Origin of the sequence: Vibrio sp. Y10_XG_PY6 (assembly GCF_024181795.1) — a bacterium.
GTDB lineage: Bacteria > Pseudomonadota > Gammaproteobacteria > Enterobacterales > Vibrionaceae > Vibrio > Vibrio diabolicus.
In genome coordinates this window covers 1,142,716-1,166,757 of the sequence record NZ_JAMZAQ010000001.1, presented here as the reverse complement: position 1 = coordinate 1,166,757, position 24,042 = coordinate 1,142,716, and the positions used below count along the sequence as shown (strand labels likewise).

Below are 24,042 nucleotides of genomic sequence, written 5' to 3'. Positions count from 1 at the left end.
TGGCCGCTAAAAGTGGGAAGGTAAGGTCGCACTAAGTTAACTCATGTTATCCTGTTCAAAAATGAGACATTTTTTCACAGTTTGATATGGAAATGTGCGTTGGCCGTCCTTTTGGTGGTTTACAAACTTTGTTGTAACGACTAAAAAGGATGCTTGGATTTTTAGCCTGAGAATGGCTTCTCATGGCGTTTGCATCAAACTTTTTCTGATGCGTATTTTGGTTGGATAATTGGCTTTATGAGTAACGTAACCAGCACCATTTTGACAGAAAGTGGTACCAATGAGCTTGAAATCATCGAGTTTCATTTAGAAAAAACATTGCCGGATGGCAGCACAAAAACTTGTTATTACGGCATCAACGTTGCGAAAGTACGAGAAGTGATTCGCGTACCAGAGACAACCGATTATCCAAACGCACAACCTCACATGATCGGGGTGTTTTCGTCCAGAGATGTATTGACGCCTTTAGTAGATTTAGCTGGTTGGTTAGGTGTACCAACACGCCAGGAGCTAGAGCGTAAGTTTGTTATCGTTACTGATTTCAACAAAATGACCAATGGCTTTCTGATTGATAGTATTTCACGTATTCATCGTATCTCTTGGAATGATGTGGAATCACCAAGTCAGTTTTTGGAAGCGGGCGAACAAGATTGTGTAGTGGCCGTTGTTCGCAAAGAAGGCAACCTGATCATGATTCTCGACTTTGAAAAAATCATCGCGGATATTAACCCAGAGCTGAGTATGGAAAAATACGATGTGAAAGGAGATAAGTCGGTAGATCTAAACCAGAGAATGGTGGGTAAGCGTAATGCTAAAACGATCATGGTGGTGGATGACTCAGCATTTATTCGCTCTTTGATTCAAGATACATTAGCTTCTTCAGGTTACAATGTGATCACTTGTAAAGACGGTGGTGAGGCTCATGAGAAATTAATGAGCTTAATCGAGGTCGCGAAAGAAGAAAACTTGCCAGTTAAAGAGCTGTTAGATGCGGTGGTTACGGACGTAGAAATGCCTCGAATGGATGGTATGCACTTAGTGAAGAGACTACGCGATACTGAAGCGTTTCATGAAATGCCGATCATTATGTTCTCATCATTGATGAGTGAGGATAACCGAGCCAAAGCACTGTCTCTTGGCGCAAATGATACGATTACCAAGCCAGAGATTGGCCGTATGGTGAATATGATGGATAAATACGTATTTAACTTTGCGTAAACAAACCCGATAAGATTAAAAATAAGGCTGCCGATGGGCAGCCTTATCTTATTGTGGGCATGGAAGAATTTTTAAGGTGTAACTTTCGTTTGGAGCCTGCGGTGGTCCATATAAAATCCCGCATTGTGTCAGGCTTGCTCTTTTTTCGTCTACTGCTGCAATGACCATTTCTCGTGTTGTTGAACCCGCTGGGTGATGAAATGTTTTCCAATCTGAGCCTTCTTCGTTCAGCCCTTGCACAAGCAATTTCATCGACTCGCTATCAGAATCAGGATACCCATATAAGAAAACACAGCGTTTTGAACCACCAATATTACAACCGTCAAATGGTAAATCGGCCATTAAAGCACTGTCTACGAAGTTTGAAACGTAAGATTTGCTCTCCAACCCTGCAATCGGCATTTTCCCATAACCGACACCAAGCGCTGATGCAATTGCGCCCTTCATGCCTTCTAAACGCGCTTCACGCGCATCACTTTGAAGGTTTAAAAAGCGTGGTGCGGCAGTGACAGCAAGAATGCCAAGCACGACAATAACTACGACTAACTCTATTAGAGTAAATCCAGTTTGTTTTCTCATATTATTTTCATAGCAAGTTAAAGGTAGAAAAAGTAACACTGACCGTACACTTGTTGTTGTGTAAATAAGCACGGTAATGACAAAATGATCAATAGTATAAAGCGATGAGTCATAAAGTGCTATACCGACGTAGTGAGAATCGGCTACGCCTACATAGAGCGGGAGGAGGGGGCAAAGATCTAATGCGGCCGTTTTTGAGCAGTCATTAATTCCGTGGAAGAAATGCTGCATGAACAGTCGAGCATGAATTCGCCTAGATATAAGCATACGCGAACATCGGCTGAATGAAAGACGAAAAGAAGTGATGGCAAACCGCACAAATGGATTGTCTTTTTGTTCACTTTGATGAATGCTACGCGAGATTCATATCACAACACACTCGATGCATTCATCGTGCGAATGTGCTTTGGTTTCGTGTTTGGCTTTCAAATATAAGAATAATCTAAATGGAATTCGATTCGATAAACTTGCTTGCGATAGGGCTAATATTTCTTGGCTCTTATGTACAAACCGCAATAGGCTTTGGCTTGGCAATTGTTGCCGCACCTTTACTGATTCTTTGGGCGCCGGAGTATGTGCCTGCACCAATCTGTTTAGTCGCGTTATTTATTTCGTTGATGAATGCGATGAAGCACCGCAGTAGTGTTGAAATCGGCGGTTTAAAAATGGCATTGATTGGGCGTGTGCCCGGATCGGTCGCGGGCGGCTTGCTACTTTTTTTTGTCTCGACTCAAGCTCTTACACTTTGGATTGGTTTTTTGGTGTTATTCGCGGTTGTGGTGAGTGTTTTACCGTTTCGGGTTGAACCCACACCAGCGCGTATGACATTAGCAGGATTCTTTTCTGGATTGTTTGGTACCAGTTCGGCGATTGGAGGCCCACCGATGGCGTTGTTGTTGCAACATCAAGAAGCAAATCAGTTACGCGGTAACCTGTCGGCATTTTTTGTTTTCAGTTCCATCATTTCGCTCGTTGTTCAAATTCCCGCTGGTTTCTTCACATTACACCATTTGGTGATTACTATTCCGCTATTACCTGCGGCAGCACTTGGGTATTGGCTCGCGATGAAAACCACCCAATCGTTACCAAAAGAAAAAATTCGGTTTGGAGCACTTATGTTGTGTTTTGTGAGTGGGTTTACAGCAGTAGTACAAGCGTTGAACCAATAATGCCCTCAGCATCTTAAATTCACAGGGATATCGCGTTCCTTTTATCATGCATAGCGCGATTTGTTTGCGCTGACTTATTCGTTTAGATGAGCGATAGTTTTATGAATAACACTCGTTATGGCACTTTTATGGCAGCATTCTCCTTTGTAATTTGGGGGCTGCTGCCCATTTATTATCGTTATTTACCGAATGCTTCAATGGATGAGTTGCTGGCATGGCGAATCATCGGCTCAGTTCCTGTCGGTTTTTTAATTGTGCTTGGTATAACCCGTCGAGGACCGAGTTGGAAAGAAATCTGGTGTGACAAAAAATCTTTGTGGTACACGTTTGTCGCGAGCAGTTTGATGTGTATTTCATGGAGTGCGTTCACTTGGGCCTTGACTCACCATCGAGTCATTGATGCAAGCTTAGGCTTTTTTATTGGACCGTTAGTGTCAGTGGCATTAGGCGTGTTTATTCTTGGAGATAAGCTTTCAAAAGGCAAGCTCATCGCAATTATGCTAGCAACAATTGGCGTGATGTATCAAGTGATTCATTATGGCCAGTTGCCTGTTATCGCACTAACGATGGGGTTGTTCTTTGCTTTGTATGGGTTGTACAAGAAGAAGATAACATACGACTGGAGCACCACCTTATTTGTTGAGGCTCTGCTATTGACTCCAGTTGCCGTGGCGTATTTGTTCTACAAACAATGGACAGTGGGTGAGTTGGCTTCAGGTGTAGATATCACAACATTGCTTTTGTACTTTGGCAGCGCACCGATCACGCTTTTACCACTGATTTTTTATTCTATCGCGATACGTATAACAAACTTATCGACAGTTGGTTTAATGCAATACATTGAACCAAGCTTGCAGTTTGTTTTGGCTGTCATGTTTTTCGGTGAACTGTTTGATGAAGTTAAAGCAGTGACCTTTGCCTTTATTTGGGTGGGGTTGTTATTTACAATCTTTGAAAGTATTGTCAAAGGGCACAAGCGTAAAAAGCTGGCCAATCATCCTTTATAGTGCACCATTCATGAATATTCACGATTTCACTCTCACGCCCTCTACTCGAGGGCGTTTTTAGTTCCATAAAGTATTCTCTTGCTCGTTTTCTTATATTCGAGTCAAATCATAATTTGAGGTTAATTGACGCATTATCATTAGGATACCGCTATATTTATAGCCAAGTGACACGCTATATAATGAAAACCGGATCAAAAAGGACGACATATGATCACAGCTCTATACGCTAGCATTCTTGCAATACTGATTATTTGGTTGGCCGTTCAAGTGATTAAGCAGCGTCGCTTAAATCAGGTTGCTTATGCTGACGGAGGAGTAGAGGCTCTCCAAATCGCTCGTAGTGCACAGAGTAACGCGACAGAATATATCCCCATTACTCTGATTCTAATGGCACTATTAGAATTCAATAGCGCTTATCCAACCTGGATACATCTCACAGGCATTATTTTCGTGATCGGTCGGATTATCCATGCTAGAGGTATATTGAAAGAGGACTTAAAAAGGCGTGTTAGGGGCATGCAGGTGACATTCCTAGTGATACTTTCTCTGGTTGTGCTGAATATGATTTATCTTCCGTACGATAAGTTATGGTAAGTCTTCGTAGCTATATCCCGCCGCCATGGGTACTCGTTCTGATTGGGTTAGTACTGAATATTGGCGCGATCGTTCTTACTAGCTTGGTCCTTGATAGGCTTGGCAAACAGTATTCGCAACTCGCAGAGCAAAAGGCGGAAAACTTGTATTCCATCCAACTCGCGTGGAATAGCGTTGAAACTCTAGAAAGAAAAAGAGAGGCGTTGCTGCTTCACTTGCACATAGGTCAGAGCGCAGCGATACCTTCGGAGATAGAACAGATATTGGAAGGGCACTTATCCTCTTGGACTCATCACGAATCGGATGAAATACAAATAGATAAACTCCCTCAGCTAATGTCAAAGATAAACCAAGCACAAGCTTCGTATAGAGATCGCATTGATGACTATTACATTGAGAATGTAGAGCTCAATGAGGTAATGGCAAAGCAAGATGAAAAGATCGCTTGGTACAAGAATATCGGGCTCTTCTTGCAAGTATTCGGACTCGCATTAATCCTCGCACGTGATTTGGCTAGGAAGCCATAGAACAAAAGTTAATGGTAGGGTTTATTGCGAAATGCCAATTATAATTTGCAAATTGCAATTCATTGCGTGAGCAAACAGTGGCTATTGGTGAAGTTTTAATGAAAGTGATTAAATAACAACCTGTTTTTGTGCGCTACAAAGTTGGCACGTCTCATGCTTTAGTATGAGTGACCCTTTCTAAGCCGAGGGTCACCTAGCCAACTGACGTTGTTAGTGAACCACTTTGTTCACAAATATATACAGCCAATCACGAATCCTTGTGGTTGGCTTTTTTTTATTTAAATGACACAGTTTAGAACTGTGCTTTAATCCAGATCATGCGATGGTCGGAAGACACATCTTTGCCATCACCATACTTGCCGATACGCGCATCGTTAAATAGCTTACGACCTTCTTCATAAGAAGCTGACCAGTATACACCAGAGTCCACCACATTTAGGTTTGCAGAAGGCAAGGCATAATCGACACCCAAGCCAAACGTCGAAGTGATGCGATTTGGATATGGGTGAGTGGAGCTGCGGTCAACAGCGTGTTCGGCTGCCCCAAAGCTTGTTGGATAAAGCTCGCCATTCATCACGGTTTGGTTAACCAATGGATCATTATGCAGTTCTTGCATTACAGAGCTAATACCGTCACCGGCCACGGGATCAAGGTTTTGATCGCCCATCATTACGAATTTAGCCCCGCTCGATAAGCCGCCTTTCTTACCTGCATCGTCGTAGAAATAGTCTTTACCTTGAATGTAGTGATGCCAGAACTCTACTTCGGCTGCGTTTTGCGCTTTGTTTTTACCTGGATCGAATACTGGTGGAGTAGGGTGCGACATCAGTAGATGCACAACTTCCTCGCCATTGCGAGTCGGAATGATAATTGGTGCATCTACGTGGTTTTTAGAAGATAGGCGTACTTGATCCCATTCTTCTGCAGAGTACCACTCATCACCACACTTCATGCCATCTGGAATCTTTTGTGAGCCGTCACAGATAGTAATGGTTGGAATCTTCGCACCTTCCATATCTTTCCATTTAAACGCTTGGAACGTACGCGTATTTGCCGTATCAATCTTGTATTTAGACATTAGGGCAAAGGCATATTGACCGTGGTACATGCCAAAGCCCCATGCATCGCCCGGCATTTGACCTGCTGTTCCATTGTTGTCGAGGTCAAACTCGCTTAGCAAACCTGTGTTGGTAGAGTAAGACTCCGCGTAAGGATATTCGATAGGTTCAAGGTTCGCTTCACCGCCTGCACCATTGATGCTTTGCGCGACAGACAGGTAGTTCTTCTGGAAGCCTTCAATGGCTGCTTTGTTTTCGCCTGTTCCGTCGTTGTTGTATTCCGCCATCATAAGGACATCAGGACGATTCTTCTGAATAATCGCTGCAACGTTACGAATTTGAATGACTTTTTCCGCAGTGTTTTTGTCTTCAGCGGCGATAGAACCGTCTAAATAGGAAGTAACCAATACAGTTTGCTGCGCTGGTTCAATTTGCATTTCACTCACTAAAGCTTCAAAAGTTGCACGGTCAAAAGAGAGGTTGTAAGTCGCTATTTTTACTTCTTTAGGCTGAACATTGACGTATTCAGTGTCGTCATTACATCCAGATAATAGAGCGGCGCCAACCAGGAGAGCGATAGAGGTTTTGATTGTTTTCATGGGTACGTCATACCTTATAATTGATTCTGCTGAATATTAAAGTCATCAGTAATTGTTTTAAGCGATATCAATCACACAAACGTTTTCATATTTACATGTTCAATTAGTTTTTGTGTGATTTGTGCAATAAACGCAACACTTTCAACACCAAAAGGTTATATGCAAATTGTTAAAAAACGGTGTCGCTTTTAATAGATGAAATGGCACTAAAACATAAGCTGTATGATTGTGTGTGCTAAAATCAATGAGCGGGATGATTACGATAAGTTTGACTTTACTTTCGGGTGAGAAACAAACAAATAAGAACTGGTCAGTTTGGCTTTGCTATTGATGCAAAATAGGGGGCTAACCGATGGGTTCAGTATCAAACTATCAGAGCAGGCTATTTGTCACGGCAATACTTGCTTCACCACTTTTTTTTTCAACATCTTTATCCGCCGCTCAGTCCGAACGGCTAGAGCAAAACCATGGTCTTGTTGTTGCTTTAGAAAAACGCAACCTTGCAGCCGCACAAAATATAGATCGTGTGTTAGGTTTACAAAATGGAAATCGTGTACAAAAGCTGAAAACTAACAAAGGTAAAAACGGCGGTACGCATAGTCGTTATCAGCAGATGTTTAAAGGCGTCCCGATTTGGGGCAAGCAAATTGTCGTACATCGTGATAAACAGGGCCAAATCAAGCACATCAACGGCACTCTCGTAAAGGATATTGCCCGAGATATCAATGATATGGTGCCTAGATTGTCGCTTTCTCAAGTAATGTCTTCAACGCAAAAGTCGTACCGTGAAAACGGATACCAAATAGATAATCAGCGCCAAGGTTTGCGTATTTATGTCGATAAAAGTGACGTGGCGCACTTAGCTTATATTGTCCAGTTTTTTGCTGATAATGAGCATGGTGGTAAGCCTACGCGTCCCACCTTTCTTGTTGATGCTAAAACAGGAAACATTTTGCTGCAATATGAAGGGTTAGCGCACGTAGAAGCGAATGGTCCGGGAGGAAACCAAAAAATTGGTCGTTATCATTATGGTGTGGACTTTGAGTCTCTATTAGTCCAGCAATCCGGTGATACGTGTTTGATGGATATTCCTGGCGTGGTCAAAACCATCAACTTGAATGGTAGGACGTCTGGCAATACACATACGTTCGTTTGTCCAACCAATAGTGTTAAAGAAATTAATGGAGCGTACAGCCCGTTAAACGATGCGCATTACTTTGGCAAAGTGGTATACGACATGTACAAAGATTGGCTAAATACCGCTCCCTTAACGTTTCAGCTTCAAATGCGAGTGCATTACCGAAAACGCTATGAAAACGCCTTTTGGAATGGCTCGAGTATGACTTTTGGCGACGGTGCGAGTTATTTCTATCCTTTAGTGAGTTTAGATGTCTCAGCGCACGAAGTTAGCCATGGATTTACAGAACAAAACTCTGATCTGATTTATTCAGAGCAATCTGGCGGAATCAATGAGGCTTTCTCAGATATGGCAGGTGAGGCGGCTGAATTCTATTCACGTGGTTCTAACGATTGGAAAGTTGGGTACGATATTAGAAAGGCTGCCAATGCGGCGTTGCGTTATATGGATAATCCGCCCCTTGATGGTCGTTCAATTGATCACGCATCTCAGTATGTGAGTGGCATGGATGTGCATTATTCAAGTGGTGTGTTTAACAAAGCGTTTTATCTATTGGCGGTTGAGTACAATTGGGGAACGCGACAAGCGTTCGAGGTTTTTGCGTACGCTAACCAGAACTACTGGACGCCAAGCGAAACGTTTGACTCTGCAGCTGCGGGTGTATTGGCCGCCGCCCAAAGCTTAAACGTGGCGGCGAATGATGTAGCCGACGCTTTTGCTCAGGTCGGTGTTTCAGTTGATGGCGGAGTCGTCGAGCCACCATCTAGCACGTGTGAGGCTATCGCCCTAAACAATGGTGTTTCCAGCAACATAGACTCTTCATCTACTGGTGAGTGGCATTGTTTTACGATTGATGTGCCTACCAACAGTTCAGACTTTATTGTTACCACATCGGGAGCAAACGGCGATGCGGATCTTTACGTTAAGCTGGGAAGTGAACCAAGTTTAACCAGCTACGATTGTCGCTCATACAGTAGCAACAGTAATGAAGCATGTAGTATTACTTCTCCGAATGAAGGAACGTGGCACATTGGTGTGTACGCTTACAGCAGCTACAGTAACTTGAATGTGGAAGCAAGTTATGTAGGACAAGAAGCGCCACCACCATCTGATGAAGTTACTACACAATCGATCAACAATGGTAAAACATGGACGGCGATTATTACTGGTTCTGGCTTGATGAATGGCGTGTGGAATGTTATTTCAAATACGCCGTGTGATAACGATAACGAGTGCAGTTTATCCGGTATCGGAAAGAAAACCAGTGAGGTTAGCTTTACGTTGACGGATGGTACCGTATTCATCATCGCTAAGCCCTAGCGATTTTTATGTAAATAGGCCCTGAAATATCAGGGCCTTATTTTTTTACGTTCAATTTTCTGTATATAATAGCGAGTCACAAAGAAGTGAGGACGACCTCACCGCTCTATCTTTTCTCGGGGACGACCCCATCTCGTTGGGAAATATGACATGGCTTGGGGAATTCTCTTCATTGCTGGCTTATGCGAAGTGGCATGGGCTGTCGGACTAAAATACTCACAAGGTTTTACCAAATTGGCGGCATCTGGCTTTACCGTTACGTTTATGGTGTTGAGCTTTTGGTTACTTGGAATTGCATTAAGGACGCTACCTCTCGGTATCGCTTACGGCGTTTGGGTAGGTATAGGAGCGATTGGAACAGCAATCGTCAGTATCTACATATTTAACGAGCCCGCGACGCTGATAAAATTGCTGAGTTTATTGCTTATTGTAGCTGGTATCGCTGGATTAAAATTATCCGCTTAACGTCAGGTTAAACATAAAAAGAAAGCCAGAGTCGACTCTGGCTTTTTACGTTTTAGTGTTATCTCGCTTTGGGGCTGAAGGGTTAAGCGCTGCGCTTAACAAATGGCAATCGCAAATGGTGGCCAAATACGTTAATGAGTGCGCCCGCTACAATTAGTGCACCACCGATGTACGTCCAGATGAGCGGGATTTCGCCGAAGAAAATGATGCCTAACAACACAGAAAATACGATCTGAATATACGAGTAAGCAGACGCTTTGCCCGCTTGCTGAGTTTGCATTGCTTTGGTTAATCCCAATTGCCCAACTTGGGTGAATACACCAACCAAAACCAACATGAAAGTCAGATACAGGTCGGGCATAACAAAATCATCGCCAATCAGTAAGAGTGAAGCGGGCAGAGCAACCAGAGGGAAATAGAAAATGATCACTGAACTATCTTCAGTTTGGCTAAGTTTTCTAACAATGACATAAGCAATTGAGCTACCAAATGCGCCCAAGATTGCAATCATTACGCTAAACATAGGTAAAGTGCGTTCTGCTTCTTGTCCGGTTTCTGGACTTACCATTATATAGATGCCGAGTAAGCACAAGGCAATACAAAGGAACGTCGATGGTTGAATGCGTTCCTTCAAGAAAAAGACGGCTAGGAGCGCAGTAAATACTGGGTGAATGTATTGGAATATGGTCGCTTCTGCCAAAGGTAAGGTAGTCACCGAATAATATACGCACATCAATGCCATGGTGCCCACTGCGCCACGCGCAAACAGTAATGGCTTATTATTGCCCCATACAGAAATTCGTTTTCGCTTAACATCTAAATAGCTGATAACAAGTGAGACGAGTGCCCTCGCTGCAACAATCTCAAATACAGGGATACCATGAAGACTGACATGCTTTACTGTGGCAGACATTAGCGCGAAACCGAATGCGGAGAGCACCATAAAGCGCACACCAATGGGAACCAGAGTGTTGAATGAATTAGACATTTTACTGCTCATTTGTTGCGACAGATCGCACTTTAGCATACTCAGCTCACAAAATGATCCGTGATATTTAAACACGTCTGCCGAGAGTGAGAATAAGCAGTAGACTATGGGTTCTCAAGCAACCCTATCTTTCATTCGCGCATGGAGCGCATCTAGGAAATATCTAGATATTTAAGGAGCATACATGATCCCAGTTCAAGCTACGCATACTTCTGGCGTTGTCATTTCTAAAATTGATGGCGTCGATAAAATGCTGTTGCTCAAACGTGTTAAAGGTGGTTATTGGTGCCATGTTGCTGGTGGTGTAGAGGCCGGTGAAACCGGATGGCAAACTATTCTCAGAGAACTGAAAGAGGAGACGCAAATTGACGATGTTGAGTTACATACTGCAGACTTTCTAGAACAGTTCTACGAAGCAAAAAATAACCGCATCATGGTTATTCCATGCTTCGTAATGTTTTGTCCACCTAACCAATCGGTTGTACTTAACGAAGAACACACAGAGTATTGTTGGTGTACGCTTGAAGAAGCAAAACGACTAGCTCCGTTTGCAAATCAACACCACCTTTACGAACATGTGTGGAGGCATTACGTGGATGTGGAGTCGTTGACGCCATTTACGTTAATTGAACAAACAGACTAGACGAGATAGCCATCCTTTTAAGCACGTTTGACATAACGAATATGGAAGTTTGTTCTCAGCGCAATGAGGCGGTAGGATTTGTGAGTAGTGTTTACTGAAAAAAGGGATAAAGTGGATGGATGAGGTCATGTGCCCAAAGGCGTATCAAGGAAATAGCATGCAGGCCAGTTTTTCTGTTTCAGAAAGGGTCTCAATTGAGCCTCTCACCACCAAACATGCGACCGTTTTACTGGAAGTGGTGAACACGTATCGAAACAGCCTCTCTGGCTATTTGCCTTGGACGGACTTTGTGACCAACCGCAGAGAAGCGGTGAACTACATATCTCAGCGCGTGAACAGCAAAGCGTTAGATGCCCACTGGTGCGCTATTTATTTTGATGGGCAGTTTACGGGTGTTATTGGCATTAAAGGTGTGGATTCGCACACACGCGTCACTGAGATTGGCTATTGGCTTGCCAACAATGGGCGAGGACACCGAGTGATCGACCAAGTACTCGCGGTGTTGATTCCTTTTTTGAAGCAGAAAGGGCACGCGCAATTCATCCAATTCCACTGTATGGAAGACAACATCGCCAGTATCAGTATTGCTGAGCGTGCTGGTGCCACATTAAAAGAATATGTTGATCACGAGTTCGAGACGCTTGACCGCTCTCAACGGCTCGGCATTTATGAGTTGCGTCTGACTTAGCTCCAAACCCACTGATATTTTAATCAGAGTTCGAACTCTAATTTCGCGAGCGCTACAATAGTAACATTGTTGCGCTCGTGTTAATTTGGAGCGTCATTGGTTGAAACTAGGTTAGGAGAAGCATCATGAACGCAATCGCAGAGGTTGAAGTGGACAACCTGTTACAACAAAGCCTTGATCGCTTAAAAGCGGCGTATGCCGCCGAACCTTATCCTAGTTTGGATGAGCGTAAGCAGCGCCTTGTCTTGCTAAAACAAGCTCTGATAGCGAATAAACAAGCATTGGTGGAAGCGCTGAGTGACGATTTTGGTTATCGTTCCGAATTTGATACCGCCATGACCGACGTTTTGCCGACGGTCTCGCACATCAATTACACCATCAAGCAGCTAAAAAAGTGGTGCAAACCAAGTAAGCGTGAATCCGGTCTGTTGCTTGCTCCGTCGAAAGTGACTGTTCAGTATCAGCCACTCGGCGTGGTCGGGATCATTTCGCCGTGGAATTTTCCTGTCATTTTGAGCCTTGCGCCTTTAGTTACTGCTTTGGCCGCAGGTAACCGTGTGATGATGAAGCTCAGCGAATTTACGCCCAAAACCAATAAAGTCATCGTCAATATTTGTCGCGAGTTGTCTGAATATGTCGAAGTATTTGAAGGTGAAGCGGACGTTGCCCAATCCTTCAGTCAACTGCCATTCGATCATCTTTTGTTTACAGGCTCGACAAATGTTGGTCGCGCTGTGGCAAAAGCAGCGGCAGATAACCTGACTCCAGTGACGTTAGAGCTGGGTGGAAAATCTCCGGTGATCATTGCAGAAGATGCAGACATGAAGAAAACCGTTGATGCGATTTTGTTTGGTAAATGCATCAATGCAGGCCAGATTTGTGTGGCGCCAGATTACGCGTTTGTACCACAAGAACGCGTCGAAGAGTTCATTACGCTGTTCTTAAAACGTTTTGAAAAACTCTATTTGAAATCCAACAAGAATCAAAAGCTGACCCATATTATTAATCAACGACAGTATGATCGTTTGACTGCGCTACTTGAGGACGCCAAAGCTCAGGGCGCAAGCATCCATACTGTTGAAGCGTCACCTCAACAGGAAAGGCTTTTGTATCCTCATTTGATCACAGACGTGTCGACAGATATGCGCATCATGCAAGAGGAAATATTTGGGCCATTTCTACCCATCAAGCCTTACAAAGCGGTAGATGAAGCGATTGACTACATTAATCAGCACCAGCGACCACTTGCGCTGTATGTTATGTCGGACAACAAATCGACCATCAGACATATTGTACGCAACACACACAGTGGCGGCGTCGGCATTAACGACACGGTATTACACGTTGGCGCTGAAGATGCGCCTTTCGGTGGCGTTGGTGAATCAGGCATTGGTCATTATCACGGAGTGGAAGGATTCAGAACCTTTAGCCACGCGAAAACCGTACTCCACACGCCGAAATGGCTACCAAGGACGGGGGCATTAATGCGTCGCAGAGCTATGGCGATAAAAGCGATTCAAAAGATTTTTGTTCGATAGTGGTTGGATTGTTAAAAACCGCTCAAACGGGCGTTTTTTGTTTCTATGTGTTCTGAATTGCGGATTACCTAAGGTCGGGAAGTTTCCACCACGCGCTGCCAATAGAGAAAGAAAGGCTCTTTTTGAAAGAGCCTTTTTCACGAAATGTCGACAGATTTTTGGAAGTTTAATGCAGAACTTCACTGCTGAATCTTAAGTATTTGCAGTCGTTCATTAGCTCTTTAAATGCCTTTCTATCTAGCTTAATCAGAGTTTCATGATCGCCGGCTTCAAGATAGACATGTTCCAAGTTTGCTAATCTTTCATCACAAACGGTCGACATGTGGTAAGGACTACCAATCGGTGGAATCGCGCCGTGCTCACAATCAGTGAAGAGTCGGTAAACCATACGCTCTTTCACCAAGTGGAAAGTAGCGTTAAATTCATCGTTTAATCTCGACAAACTGATTTTGTTGTTGGCAGGTAAGACTGCCATCATATGATGCCCTTCATGATCCTCAAGAATGACGCCTTTTGCGATATTCATTAAAGGCACACCTGCGGCAACACCACTTTGTAGCGAGCTATGACTGTGGCTGTGATTCACGGTTTGAAAGTGAATGTTATGCTCAGTCAAATATTCATCTAATCGGGTTGCAATCGTCATATAGCCTCCACGTGTATGAGACCCATAAAGAGTATAGGTGAGGCAAGCGACAATCGCGTATTTTACTCTGGTTTCGCTGACGCTCTTTCCGCTCCTGTTCTACGCTTATTGCAAGCCAGCGAGAAAGCGTGGTTAACAATAATAAACAGGGGGCAACATGAGCAAGCCAATCATCGCCGATAATAAGCCGATTAAAGTGAATCTAACCGAAGGGCAAGAATATTACTTTTGCCGATGTGGACGTTCTAAAAATCAACCTTATTGCGATGGGTCGCATTCGGGAACAGGCTTAAAGCCAATGAGCTTTACTGCGGAAAAAGATGAAGAGGCGTATCTCTGCCAGTGCAAGCATACCTCTAATGCCCCATTTTGTGATGGAACACATAAGCGTTTTTCTTCTGAGCAAGTCGGCAAAGAAGGCCCTGAGAAAAAACAAGAGAAAAGTGACAAACCGACGGCGTCCGCTACTCAAGAAGAACCAACCCTAGAGTTTATCCACCAGTTAGCGAGAGAAGGGCTCTCTAAACTCGATCATCATGGTCCGATGGCTGCAATGGGGGTTCCTAGGCATTTGCTACCACATTGGGATGCTATACAAATCATGGTGGCGCAAATGGCGACACAACCGTTGTTGGAAGACGTTCCCGTATCAACTGAGTTGATTGTGGGGCCAAACGCGCGTAAGCCGCTCAAACTTGCTATCCCTTTATTGGTATCGGACATGAGTTTTGGCGCACTTTCGGAAGAGGCGAAAATTGCGCTAGCAAAAGGTGCTGAGTTGGCAGGGACTGGGATTTGCTCCGGTGAAGGGGGGATGTTACCTGAAGAACAAGCTGCAAATTCGCGGTATTTCTATGAGCTTGCCAGTGCTCAGTTTGGCTACGATGAATCTAAGCTTCTTAATGTTCAGGCTTTTCATTTTAAAGGTGGGCAGGGCGCCAAAACAGGCACGGGAGGTCATCTTCCAGCAAATAAAAATGTGGGTAAGATCTCTCAGGTGAGAGGTATCCCCGAAGGGCAACCAGCGATCTCACCGCCAACATTTAAAGATCTTCATACTACTCACGATTTCAGAAAGTTTGCTGACAGAGTCCGTGGCATCACGGGCGGCATTCCAATTGGCTTTAAACTCAGTGCAAACCATATTGAGCAAGACATACAATTTGCGCTCGATGCGGGTGCCGATTACATCATCTTAGATGGTCGCGGTGGTGGCACGGGCGCGGCGCCAACTATGTTCCGTGATCATATTAGCGTGCCAACCATTCCTGCGTTAGCTCGTGCGCGTAAGTACTTAGATGAAAAAGGCGCAAGTGACCGCGTCACATTAATCATCACTGGTGGGTTGCGAGTTCCTATGGATTTTGTCAAAGCGTTGGCACTTGGTGCAGACGGAGTGGCGATAGCAAACAGTGCGATGCAATCGATCGGTTGCGTCGCGGCCAGGATTTGTAACACCAATAATTGCCCTGCGGGGATCGCAACGCAAAATGCCGATTTGAGGCAGCGTCTCGATATCGAAAAATCATCTCAGCAACTGAAAAATTTCTTCGAATCCTCGGTCGAGCTCATGCAAGTTATGGCAAGGGCATGTGGTCACCACGCTCTGAATGAATTTAGTCGCCATGATTTAGCGACCTGGGATCACAACATGGCGAGGCTGTCTGGAATCAAGTATTCAGGTATGGACTTAAACTGATCTCTATCCATATTTTCTGCATATAGGTACATGTTTGATAACAATTATTTATTAGCCGAGATATGGAAATTTTGACTTGGCGTTAACTAAAAATTCAGTGTATGAACTACGCTGTTTGAGGTGGATATTCGATTTATTGAATAACAAAGAGTGGTTACCACAACCACGATACGAAGGAGCATTATATGAGCAACACAAACGGCGGTTCGGTAGGTAAATGTCCAGTTATGCATGGTGGGCAAACATCTACAGATAAGTCGGTGATGGATTGGTGGCCGAATGCCTTAAACTTAGACATCCTGCATCAACACGACTCCAAAACCAACCCATTTGGTCAGGACTTTAATTACAAAGAAGAACTGAAAAAGCTAGATGTCGAAGCACTTAAAAAAGACTTAAAAGAGTTAATGACTGATAGCCAAGACTGGTGGCCTGCCGACTGGGGACATTACGGCGGTTTAATGATCCGAATGGCATGGCACGCAGCGGGTAGTTATCGTATCGCGGATGGACGTGGCGGCGCTGCGACAGGCAACCAGCGTTTTGCTCCTCTCAACTCTTGGCCAGATAACGCAAACCTCGATAAGGCTCGCCGCCTTTTATGGCCCATCAAGAAAAAATATGGCAACAAATTAAGTTGGGCCGATCTGATTGTCCTTGCCGGTAACATGGCGTATGAATCCATGGGCTTTAAGACCTTTGGTTTTGGCTTTGGGCGAGAAGACATTTGGCATCCCGAAAAAGACACCTACTGGGGGTCCGAGCAAGAATGGTTAGCCACAAGTGACGCTGATAACAGCCGCTATTCTGGTGAGCGAGATTTAGAAAATCCACTTGCTGCAGTAATGATGGGGCTTATCTATGTCAACCCAGAAGGGGTGGACGGGAACCCAGATCCTCTCAAAACCGCACATGACATGCGCGTGACCTTTGCGCGAATGGCAATGAACGATGAAGAAACTGTCGCGCTCACAGCGGGTGGTCACACGGTCGGTAAGTGTCATGGTAATGGTGATGCCGCAAACCTTGGTCCAGAGCCCGAAGCAGCAGACGTTCATGAACAAGGTCTTGGCTGGATTAATCACAAAACACGTGGCATTGGCCGTGACACGGTAACGAGCGGCATTGAAGGTGCTTGGACGACACACCCTACACAATGGGACTACGGATACTTCCACCTACTATTTAAGTACGATTGGGAACTGAAGAAGAGCCCAGCAGGTGCATGGCAGTGGGAGCCAATCGACATTGAAGAAGAAGACAAGCCTGTCGATGTTGAAGACGGCTCTAAGCGCTACAATCCAATCATGACTGACGCCGATATGGCGCTCAAAATGGACCCTGAATATCGCAAGATTGCAGAAAAGTTCCAAAATGACCCAGCGTACTTTGATGACGTCTTTGCTCGTGCCTGGTTTAAGTTGACACACCGCGATCTAGGACCAAAATCATGTTATTTCGGACCTGATGTGCCAAGCGAAGATCTTATTTGGCAAGACCCAACGCCTGCAGGTAAGACAGACTACGATGTCGATTTAGTGAAAACAAAAATCGAAGCAAGTGGCCTATCCATTAGCGAGCTAGTAAGCACGGCTTGGGATAGTGCGCGTACTTACCGTGGCTCTGACCGCCGAGGTGGCGCAAATGGTGCGAGAATTCGTTTGGCTCCGCAAAAAGATTGGCAAGGAAACGAGCCAGAGCGTCTAAGTCGTGTTCTTGCTGTGCTAGAAAAAATAGCAGCAGAAGAGGGCTGTAGTGCTGCTGACGCTATCGTGCTTGCTGGTAACGTAGGTATTGAACTGGCTGCGCGTGCCGCAGGTCATGATGTTTCCGTACCATTCGCGCCAGGCCGAGGTGATGCCACTCAAGAGATGACGGATGTTGAATCGTTCGAAGTTCTTGAGCCTGTTGCTGACGGTTTCCGAAATTGGTTGAAGAAAGACTACGCGGTTAAGCCGGAAGAGTTGTTGCTCGACCGAGCGCAGCTTATGGGTTTGACAGCACCAGAAATGACGGTACTCATCGGTGGTATGCGCGTTTTAGGCAGTAACTACGGCGGTGGAAAAGAGGGCGTATTTACTGACCGAGTCGGCACTTTGTCGAATGATTTCTTCGTGAACCTTACTGACATGTCATATACGTGGCAACCGGTAAGTGCTAATCAGTACGAAATTCGTGATCGTAAAACAGACCAAGTGAAATGGACGGCGACTCGAGTGGATCTTGTCTTTGGTTCAAACTCGATTCTACGTTCATACGCAGAAGTGTATGCGCAAGATGATAATCAGGAAAAATTCATCCACGACTTCATCGCTGCATGGACGAAAGTCATGAACGCCGACCGTTTTGACTTGTAATAAGTGAAACGATGCACATCGGTAGATGCGTAAACAAAGTTGATGAATAAGTAAGAGAGGCGGGCGCAAAGCTCGCCTTTTTCTTTACCTGTCTTTTTACTTTGATTGTTACTTTGATTGAAAGTTAAGCTCATTTGAGCCATAATAACTAGACCATATGAACCATAGGAGCTTGATATGGCAACTGCAGCATTAAAAAGCTTTAAGCCGAAACAATCTCATAAAGCCAATTTCTGGCTTATGTTAGGTATTGAAGATGCTGAAACGGGTCGTATTGATGCGGTTCACAAAGGCTTTGAGCCCAAGGTATACCGGAATATTATTGATCGAGTAAAGCTTTCTCAAAGTGAATTCCAACATGTGACACTGATTCCTGTTAGTACAATTAAGCGTCGTCTTAAAAATGATGAGCGTTTTAATACTCAAGAGAGTGATGCAATCTATCGATTAGCGATGTTATTGAAACTCGCGACAGAGTTGTTTGACGACGAAGAGCGCGCGTTAAAATGGATGAGAGAGAATGTGTACGGCTTAGGTGGAAAAAGGCCGCTAGACATGGTCTCGACCACGGTGGATTTTGAAATCGTCAAAGATTTGATCGGCCGTTTAGAGCACGGGGTGTTCTCGTAATATGAAGCTCTATCGTCTCACACAAAAGAAATTCGCTGACACGCCATTCAGCCCAGTTGGCGCAAAGTTATTTGGAGGGCGATGGAACTCAAAAGGAACCGAAGCCCTCTACTTCTCTGAATCGGAATCCCTCTGCTCGTTGGAGGTGTTTGTTCACGTAAATAACGATCCAGCTATCACCAAACTGTACGATTTATATCGTATTGAAATGCCAGAATACCTCATCGCCACCTTAGATGAAGAAGATCTCCCAGTGACGTGGCGAGCAATACCGGCGAGCGAGTCTACACAGTACATTGGTGACCAGTTTCTAAATGATCCTCATCCCGAGTTTGCCGCACTGCAAGTGCCTTCAACGATTTCACCTCGTGATAAAAACTACGTGGTGAACCCAAATCATCCCAAAATGAAAGAGATCATCAAGAAAGCCGAAAAGCTCGATTTCGCGTTTGATCCACGTATTTTCAAATAAACGCGCTGGCTTTCTCTCGCTTTAAAATATTCAGCGCTTACCTGAGATAAGCGCTGAAGCATAAAAGTTTATTCTCTTGGTTATTGTCGGTCGTAAGTGAACTGTTGAGCTTCATTCGTACTGCTGTGGTAATGCCCAAGCACCAACTCAGCACCTTTGTAAGATAAATGGCTGTCATCGGTATACATGGCGTTGTTCGCACCAACTTTCATTCGACATACACCATTTCTGCAAATGGCCTCGGTCAAGTCGACAAACTCAACATGCTCAAATTGCTCAAAGTAGTTCACTAACTTCGCCACGTTTTGAGGGTGATGTTGTTTAGGAGAAAAATCGCAGGCGGACTCTTCCGTCTCGCCAAACAAACGCGCTTTCCAGAGGCATTCTCCTACCGCAAAAGGTGCAGAAGGCGTTGGGCCGAAAACGACCACTTCTTTCCCTTCCAGTTCATTCAACAATCCAGTTAATGATGCCTCATAATCGGCTTGTGAAAGCTCTTTATTGAAATTAGAAGAGATAACGACGCGACGAATAGAAGGGGTACGCAAAATAGTATCGACTGCCTGTTTGAAGAACTGTCGGCAAGAAATTGATCCAGCATCTTTGATGATGTCGACATAACCTACTGCACAGGAATCTTGAGTAAGTTGCACCACGCCAGTTGGTGTTACTTCGGACAGACGCTTCACGTAAACCATGCTGTGACTATTGCCTAACACAGCGATGGTGGGCTGCGGCGCAGACGAGCACACATCGTTAACGTCAGTGTTGCCGTTGCAATTTAAACCGTAACCGTTATTAACGCGCATGGCTTCGAAAAATGCGCTTCTTTCTGGAAAACCACCGTTTTGATGACCGATAACGCCGAACGTTAGCAAGGGCAACGTCAACAACACAATAACCGCGGACACAGTGCGCATGCTCATGGCTTTTCGGCTACGGAACGGCTTTTCAATAAAGCGCCAAGTGAAGTAAGAAAGTACAAACAGAGTGACAACGTAAAGTGGGATATTGACGTCTTGTGTTGCGTCCAACACGTAGCGGTAAAAGACAAATAATGGAATGTGCCACAAGTACAAGCTGTAGCTGATTAAGCCGACAAACACGACCCATTTTAGGCTCAGTAATTTACCGCAGACATTGTCTTTAGAGGCAAACAAAATCACTAACGCGCTACCGATGACCGGCACCAGCAAAGTGATACCCGCGCCATCTTGCGATTTTTCAAACAAAAGCGCGGAAGCCAATATCAAAACGATGCCAATGGTTGCTAGAGTATCGTTAGATTGAACTTGGACTTTTCTCATCACTAATGCGAGTAATGAACCGGTTGCCAGTTCCCAAGCACGAGAGAAGATCATGTAGAAGGCGAAATCAGGATCGTTGCTCGCATAGACAATAGTCATCAAACTCAGCGCAAATACCGCGACAAAAAAAGTCAGGAAAAACGCGTTTTTGCCACGAGCGAGTAGCATGAGTAGCAAAGGAATGACAATGTAGTATTGTTCTTCAACGCCCAAGCTCCAAGTGTGAAACAGCGGATTGGCTTGATCTTCTAAACCGAAGTAATTGTGGCCTTTTAAATACAGAAGAATGTTGGATGAAGAAAGAATAGAAGATACTGCGAACTGACCAACATCTTTGTGTGCTTGTGGCAAAAATAGCCACCAAGACATCAAATAGCTGACGGCAATCACTACCAGTAACAGGGGAAGTATGCGGCGAATGCGTCGCTCATAAAAATCACCGAGGCTGAACTTCTGGTTTTCCAAATCGTTAATCACGATGGTGGTGATCAAATAGCCGCTGATAACAAAAAATACGTCGACGCCAATAAAGCCACCAGCGAACTGCTCAACTCCTGCATGAAACAAAATCACCAACGTGACAGCAATCGCCCTTAATCCGTCTACTTCCGCTCTATAAGTCATATCGTGTCCCTCCAACATTCCGTTTAACGAAGTAGAGCAAAATATGAACCAGAAATAATATTGTTTTAAATCAGTTTCTTAAGGTGATTGTCAAAATTAAAAGGCTGGGGGAATAGCGAATTCCCAAATTGAATTTCAATATGGAAATCCCAGAAAGAGTGATGTTAAGAAGCGCTAAATCAAAGAACGTAAAGCGCGAGGCTCTTAGACTTCATTGAAAATGATAACGCTAAAGAAACAATGACAGAGAATACGATTCAGGAAAAAATCGCCAGCTTTACTTGTATCGAAGAAGCGTTGGATTACTTCGAAATCGAGTTTGATAGCCGATTTATCGAAAACAACCGAACCGAGTTGGTTAAGAGGTTTAACGGCTACTTAATCCTCACTAAACCGGATGATTGGTTTTCAGGCCGCCGCGCACTCAAAAATGCCTACTGTAAAGTACAACGCAGGTTACTAAGTAAAACGACGCGCTCTGCGTGCCGAGGTTGTACATCTTGTCAAAGACGTTAATTCTTGGTGGCTTGCCCAAAAAAGAACCCTGCATCTTGGCGTCACAGGGGGAAGAGCAAGGTTCTTTTGGGTTAGCTATTGGTTTGTCGCGAGTTGCGAATCAGCTTTACGCAGATAAATTAACCCGCGTGATATGCAGGGTAGTCCACCAAGCCTTTTTTACCGCCGCCGAACAATGTGGCAGGGTCATGTTCTGCCAGCGGATAGCCGTGCTTGATGCGGCTTGGTAAGTCTGGGTTTGCAACAAACGGACGACCAAAACCGATCATGTCGGCTAAACCACTTTCAATCTCGTGTTGCGCCTTTTCTGCGTTGTAACGACCGGCATAGATCAGTTTGCCTTTATACGCCTCACGAACTGCGGTTTTAAAGTCGTGCGGAGTGTCTGGCGCGTCGTCCCAATCCACTTCTGCAATGTGAATGTAAACTACATTGAGTTTATCAAGCAGCTCAGCAGCAGCGGTGTAGGTGTCGACAGGTGTGCTATCAACGGTGCCGTTTAACGAAGTGAATGGTGCAAGGCGAACACCAACACGCTCTGCGCCAATGGCTTGCGTCATTGCTTCGACCACTTCACCAAGAAAACGCAGACGGTTTTCAATTGAGCCGCCGTATTCATCGGTGCGGTTGTTCGCTTCAGAATCGATAAACTGGTTAACCAAGTAGCCATTTGCTGCGTGAAGTTCGACACCATCAAACCCAGCTTTTATCGCGTTTAATGCGGCTTGGCGGTATTCTTCAATAACATTCTTGATGTCTTGTTTGGTCATCTCACGCGGCTCAACCACGTCGACAAAGCCAGGTTCGTCTGTGCCATTGTCGATAAATACTTTCACGTTTTCTGCTTTGAGCGCAGAAGAAGAAATAGGTTGCTCGCCGCCGATGTTGTCAGGATGAGTCACACGACCAACGTGCCATAATTGCGCGAAGATAACGCCGCCTTTCTCGTGCACTGCATCAGTTACTTTTTTCCAGCCAGCAATTTGCTCTGGGCTATAAATACCCGGAGTCCACGCATAGCCTTGACCCATTGGTGAAATTTGCGTGCCTTCTGCAACGATTAATCCCGCTTCGGCGCGTTGAGCGTAGTAGGTCGCCATCATGTCGTTAGCGACATTACCCGGTTGAGAGGCTCGAGAGCGCGTCATCGGAGGCATAACGATGCGGTTTTTTAATGAGAGAGAGCCAAGTTGAATCGGTTGAAATAATGCGTCTGTCATAGGAAACCTCGTTATTGTTTAGTTTGGATCAGTTCGATTGGGTAGCCGTCGGGATCTTTAATGAAGGCGATGTGTGTTTCTCCTCCTTTCATTGGACCGGGTTCGCGAGTGACGTTGCCACCAAGCGCTTTGATTTTTTCGCAAGCTGCGTAAATGTCTTCACACCCAAGCGCCATGTGTCCGAATGCGTTACCTAAGTCGTAACTGCCGGTATCCCAGTTATAAGTTAGCTCGATGGTCGCGCCATCTGGTTGATCAGGGCTACCAACAAACACCAGTGAGTAACGGTATTCTTGGTTTTCAAAACGATCCAAAACGCTCATACCCAGAACGTTTGTATAAAATTCGATAGATTTGTCTAGGTCAACAACACGGATCATCGTGTGGAGAAACTTCATAAGTCGCCTTTCATAACGTTGCGTAATCACGATGCAAACCTTATCGCCAGTCTAAATAAACTGGAAATTATCGTTAATTATGAAAATGATTATTTAACGTTATGGATAATGAGGTTGTTGGCCCTACAACGTGCAAACAAAGATTACTCGCCGTTTCTTTTTGATAATTGGCATATGCTAATTACTCTTTTTACAAGCTGAGTACTTAACATGTCCGCAAACAGTCACTTTCATTCCACTCACGAATCTCATTATCAATGTGCGGTTTGTTCTTCAATCGATGCGAATCCGAACTCTTTGGCTGTGAACTACCAGTGTTTAGCCGATGGTTCTGTTGTCGGAGAGTTTCACGTTTTACCGCGTCATCAAGGTTACACCGACCTGTTGCATGGTGGCATTGCGAGTTCGCTGCTCGATGGTGCAATGACGCACTGTTTGTTATTTAAAGACATTCAAGCCCTTACCGCGCAGTTGGATGTGCGCTACCATGCACCTATTGAGTTAGATGAGCACGTCACGATTACTGCACACTGTGAAGGTGAACGCCGCGGTATATATCAACTGGTGGCTCAATTACTGGTCAATAATGAAGTTAGAGTGACGGCAAAAGGGAAGTTTATTCGCCCTAAAGAGGCGTAAATA

General features: G+C 44.7%; 23 protein-coding genes. 16 read left to right on the top strand and 7 right to left on the bottom strand.

Going from position 1 to position 24,042, the window contains the following annotated elements; translation table 11 throughout:
- The first annotated feature begins 237 nt into the window (after positions 1-237).
- Positions 238-1,218: a chemotaxis protein gene (locus NL644_RS05145; RefSeq protein ID WP_253658107.1), complete on the top strand. Its 981-nt coding sequence runs from the start codon at positions 238-240 to the stop codon at positions 1,216-1,218.
- Between the two features lie 48 nt (positions 1,219-1,266).
- On the opposite strand, the gene NL644_RS05140 is transcribed toward NL644_RS05145, so the two are convergent.
- Positions 1,267-1,797 carry a prepilin-type N-terminal cleavage/methylation domain-containing protein gene (locus NL644_RS05140; RefSeq protein WP_253658106.1) on the bottom strand — a complete coding sequence of 177 codons (531 nt, stop codon included), beginning with the start codon at positions 1,795-1,797 and terminating at the stop codon, positions 1,267-1,269.
- Between the two features lie 446 nt (positions 1,798-2,243).
- Here NL644_RS05140 and NL644_RS05135 point away from each other — a divergent pair, with 446 nt between their 5' ends.
- The 4 genes from NL644_RS05135 to NL644_RS05120 all read left to right on the top strand — a co-directional run bounded on the left by NL644_RS05135 (position 2,244) and on the right by NL644_RS05120 (position 5,094).
- On the top strand, positions 2,244-2,966 hold the full coding sequence (locus tag NL644_RS05135; RefSeq protein ID WP_005395248.1) for a sulfite exporter TauE/SafE family protein: 723 nt from the start codon (positions 2,244-2,246) through the stop codon (positions 2,964-2,966).
- Positions 2,967-3,067: 101 nt separating this feature from the next.
- Positions 3,068-3,973, top strand: a complete 906-nt coding sequence (rarD, locus tag NL644_RS05130; protein WP_253658105.1) for an EamA family transporter RarD — start codon at positions 3,068-3,070, stop codon at positions 3,971-3,973.
- Positions 3,974-4,180: 207 nt separating this feature from the next.
- Positions 4,181-4,567 (top strand): MAPEG family protein, encoded by a 387-nt coding sequence (locus NL644_RS05125; protein WP_012842326.1) that lies wholly within the window; start codon positions 4,181-4,183, stop codon positions 4,565-4,567.
- Positions 4,561-5,094 carry a hypothetical protein gene (locus tag NL644_RS05120; RefSeq protein ID WP_047008291.1) on the top strand — a complete coding sequence of 178 codons (534 nt, stop codon included), beginning with the start codon at positions 4,561-4,563 and terminating at the stop codon, positions 5,092-5,094. Before NL644_RS05125 ends, NL644_RS05120 begins: the two co-directional genes overlap by 7 nt.
- A 292-nt stretch (positions 5,095-5,386) precedes the next feature.
- Here the strand turns inward: NL644_RS05120 and NL644_RS05115 are convergent, their stop codons facing one another.
- Positions 5,387-6,751, bottom strand: coding sequence for an endonuclease/exonuclease/phosphatase family protein (locus NL644_RS05115; RefSeq protein ID WP_253658104.1), 1,365 nt, complete (start codon positions 6,749-6,751; stop codon positions 5,387-5,389).
- A gap of 352 nt (positions 6,752-7,103) precedes the next feature.
- On the opposite strand from NL644_RS05115, the gene NL644_RS05110 reads away from it, so the two are divergent.
- Positions 7,104-9,209 (top strand): M4 family metallopeptidase, encoded by a 2,106-nt coding sequence (locus NL644_RS05110; RefSeq protein ID WP_253658103.1) that lies wholly within the window; start codon positions 7,104-7,106, stop codon positions 9,207-9,209.
- Positions 9,210-9,359: 150 nt separating this feature from the next.
- Positions 9,360-9,674, top strand: coding sequence for a multidrug efflux SMR transporter (locus tag NL644_RS05105; RefSeq protein WP_005395239.1), 315 nt, complete (start codon positions 9,360-9,362; stop codon positions 9,672-9,674).
- An 82-nt stretch (positions 9,675-9,756) separates the two neighbouring features.
- Here NL644_RS05105 and NL644_RS05100 read toward each other — a convergent pair whose 3' ends face one another.
- Entirely contained in the window at positions 9,757-10,662 is a 906-nt protein-coding gene (locus NL644_RS05100) for a DMT family transporter (protein ID WP_005395238.1), read from the bottom strand.
- A 184-nt stretch (positions 10,663-10,846) separates the two neighbouring features.
- Between NL644_RS05100 and NL644_RS05095 the strand changes: the two genes are divergently transcribed.
- From NL644_RS05095 to NL644_RS05085, 3 genes are all read left to right on the top strand, one after another.
- Positions 10,847-11,305 carry an NUDIX pyrophosphatase gene (locus NL644_RS05095; RefSeq protein WP_164665573.1) on the top strand — a complete coding sequence of 153 codons (459 nt, stop codon included), beginning with the start codon at positions 10,847-10,849 and terminating at the stop codon, positions 11,303-11,305.
- Positions 11,306-11,420: 115 nt separating this feature from the next.
- The gene (locus NL644_RS05090) at positions 11,421-11,993 is read left to right on the top strand and encodes a GNAT family N-acetyltransferase (protein WP_253658102.1); all 573 of its coding nucleotides are present in this window, start codon (positions 11,421-11,423) and stop codon (positions 11,991-11,993) included.
- A gap of 125 nt (positions 11,994-12,118) precedes the next feature.
- Complete coding sequence (locus NL644_RS05085) at positions 12,119-13,531, top strand: coniferyl aldehyde dehydrogenase (protein WP_253658101.1); 1,413 nt, start codon at positions 12,119-12,121, stop codon at positions 13,529-13,531.
- A 166-nt stretch (positions 13,532-13,697) separates the two neighbouring features.
- Here NL644_RS05085 and NL644_RS05080 read toward each other — a convergent pair whose 3' ends face one another.
- Entirely contained in the window at positions 13,698-14,177 is a 480-nt protein-coding gene (locus NL644_RS05080; protein WP_006742302.1) for an aminoacyl-tRNA deacylase, read from the bottom strand.
- A gap of 157 nt (positions 14,178-14,334) precedes the next feature.
- On the opposite strand from NL644_RS05080, the gene NL644_RS05075 reads away from it, so the two are divergent.
- From NL644_RS05075 to NL644_RS05060, 4 genes are all read left to right on the top strand, one after another.
- Positions 14,335-15,876: a glutamate synthase-related protein gene (locus NL644_RS05075; protein ID WP_253658100.1), complete on the top strand. Its 1,542-nt coding sequence runs from the start codon at positions 14,335-14,337 to the stop codon at positions 15,874-15,876.
- A 185-nt stretch (positions 15,877-16,061) separates the two neighbouring features.
- Entirely contained in the window at positions 16,062-18,233 is a 2,172-nt protein-coding gene (gene katG / locus NL644_RS05070) for a catalase/peroxidase HPI (protein ID WP_253658099.1), read from the top strand.
- Between the two features lie 177 nt (positions 18,234-18,410).
- Positions 18,411-18,863 (top strand): antitoxin Xre/MbcA/ParS toxin-binding domain-containing protein, encoded by a 453-nt coding sequence (locus NL644_RS05065; protein WP_253658098.1) that lies wholly within the window; start codon positions 18,411-18,413, stop codon positions 18,861-18,863.
- A gap of 1 nt (position 18,864) precedes the next feature.
- Positions 18,865-19,335 (top strand): RES family NAD+ phosphorylase, encoded by a 471-nt coding sequence (locus NL644_RS05060; RefSeq protein ID WP_005376497.1) that lies wholly within the window; start codon positions 18,865-18,867, stop codon positions 19,333-19,335.
- 80 nt (positions 19,336-19,415) lie between these two features.
- Here NL644_RS05060 and NL644_RS05055 read toward each other — a convergent pair whose 3' ends face one another.
- Complete coding sequence (locus tag NL644_RS05055; protein WP_253658097.1) at positions 19,416-21,266, bottom strand: acyltransferase family protein; 1,851 nt, start codon at positions 21,264-21,266, stop codon at positions 19,416-19,418.
- Positions 21,267-21,506: 240 nt separating this feature from the next.
- On the opposite strand from NL644_RS05055, the gene NL644_RS05050 reads away from it, so the two are divergent.
- Complete coding sequence (locus tag NL644_RS05050) at positions 21,507-21,782, top strand: nitrogenase-stabilizing/protective protein NifW (protein ID WP_253658096.1); 276 nt, start codon at positions 21,507-21,509, stop codon at positions 21,780-21,782.
- Positions 21,783-21,901: 119 nt separating this feature from the next.
- On the opposite strand, the gene NL644_RS05045 is transcribed toward NL644_RS05050, so the two are convergent.
- Positions 21,902-23,002, bottom strand: coding sequence for an alkene reductase (locus NL644_RS05045; protein ID WP_253658095.1), 1,101 nt, complete (start codon positions 23,000-23,002; stop codon positions 21,902-21,904).
- Positions 23,003-23,013: 11 nt separating this feature from the next.
- On the bottom strand, positions 23,014-23,400 hold the full coding sequence (gene gloA, locus NL644_RS05040) for a lactoylglutathione lyase (protein WP_047008303.1): 387 nt from the start codon (positions 23,398-23,400) through the stop codon (positions 23,014-23,016).
- Between the two features lie 210 nt (positions 23,401-23,610).
- Here gloA and NL644_RS05035 point away from each other — a divergent pair, with 210 nt between their 5' ends.
- Entirely contained in the window at positions 23,611-24,039 is a 429-nt protein-coding gene (locus NL644_RS05035) for a PaaI family thioesterase (RefSeq protein ID WP_045627353.1), read from the top strand.
- The last annotated feature ends 3 nt before the right edge of the window (positions 24,040-24,042 follow it).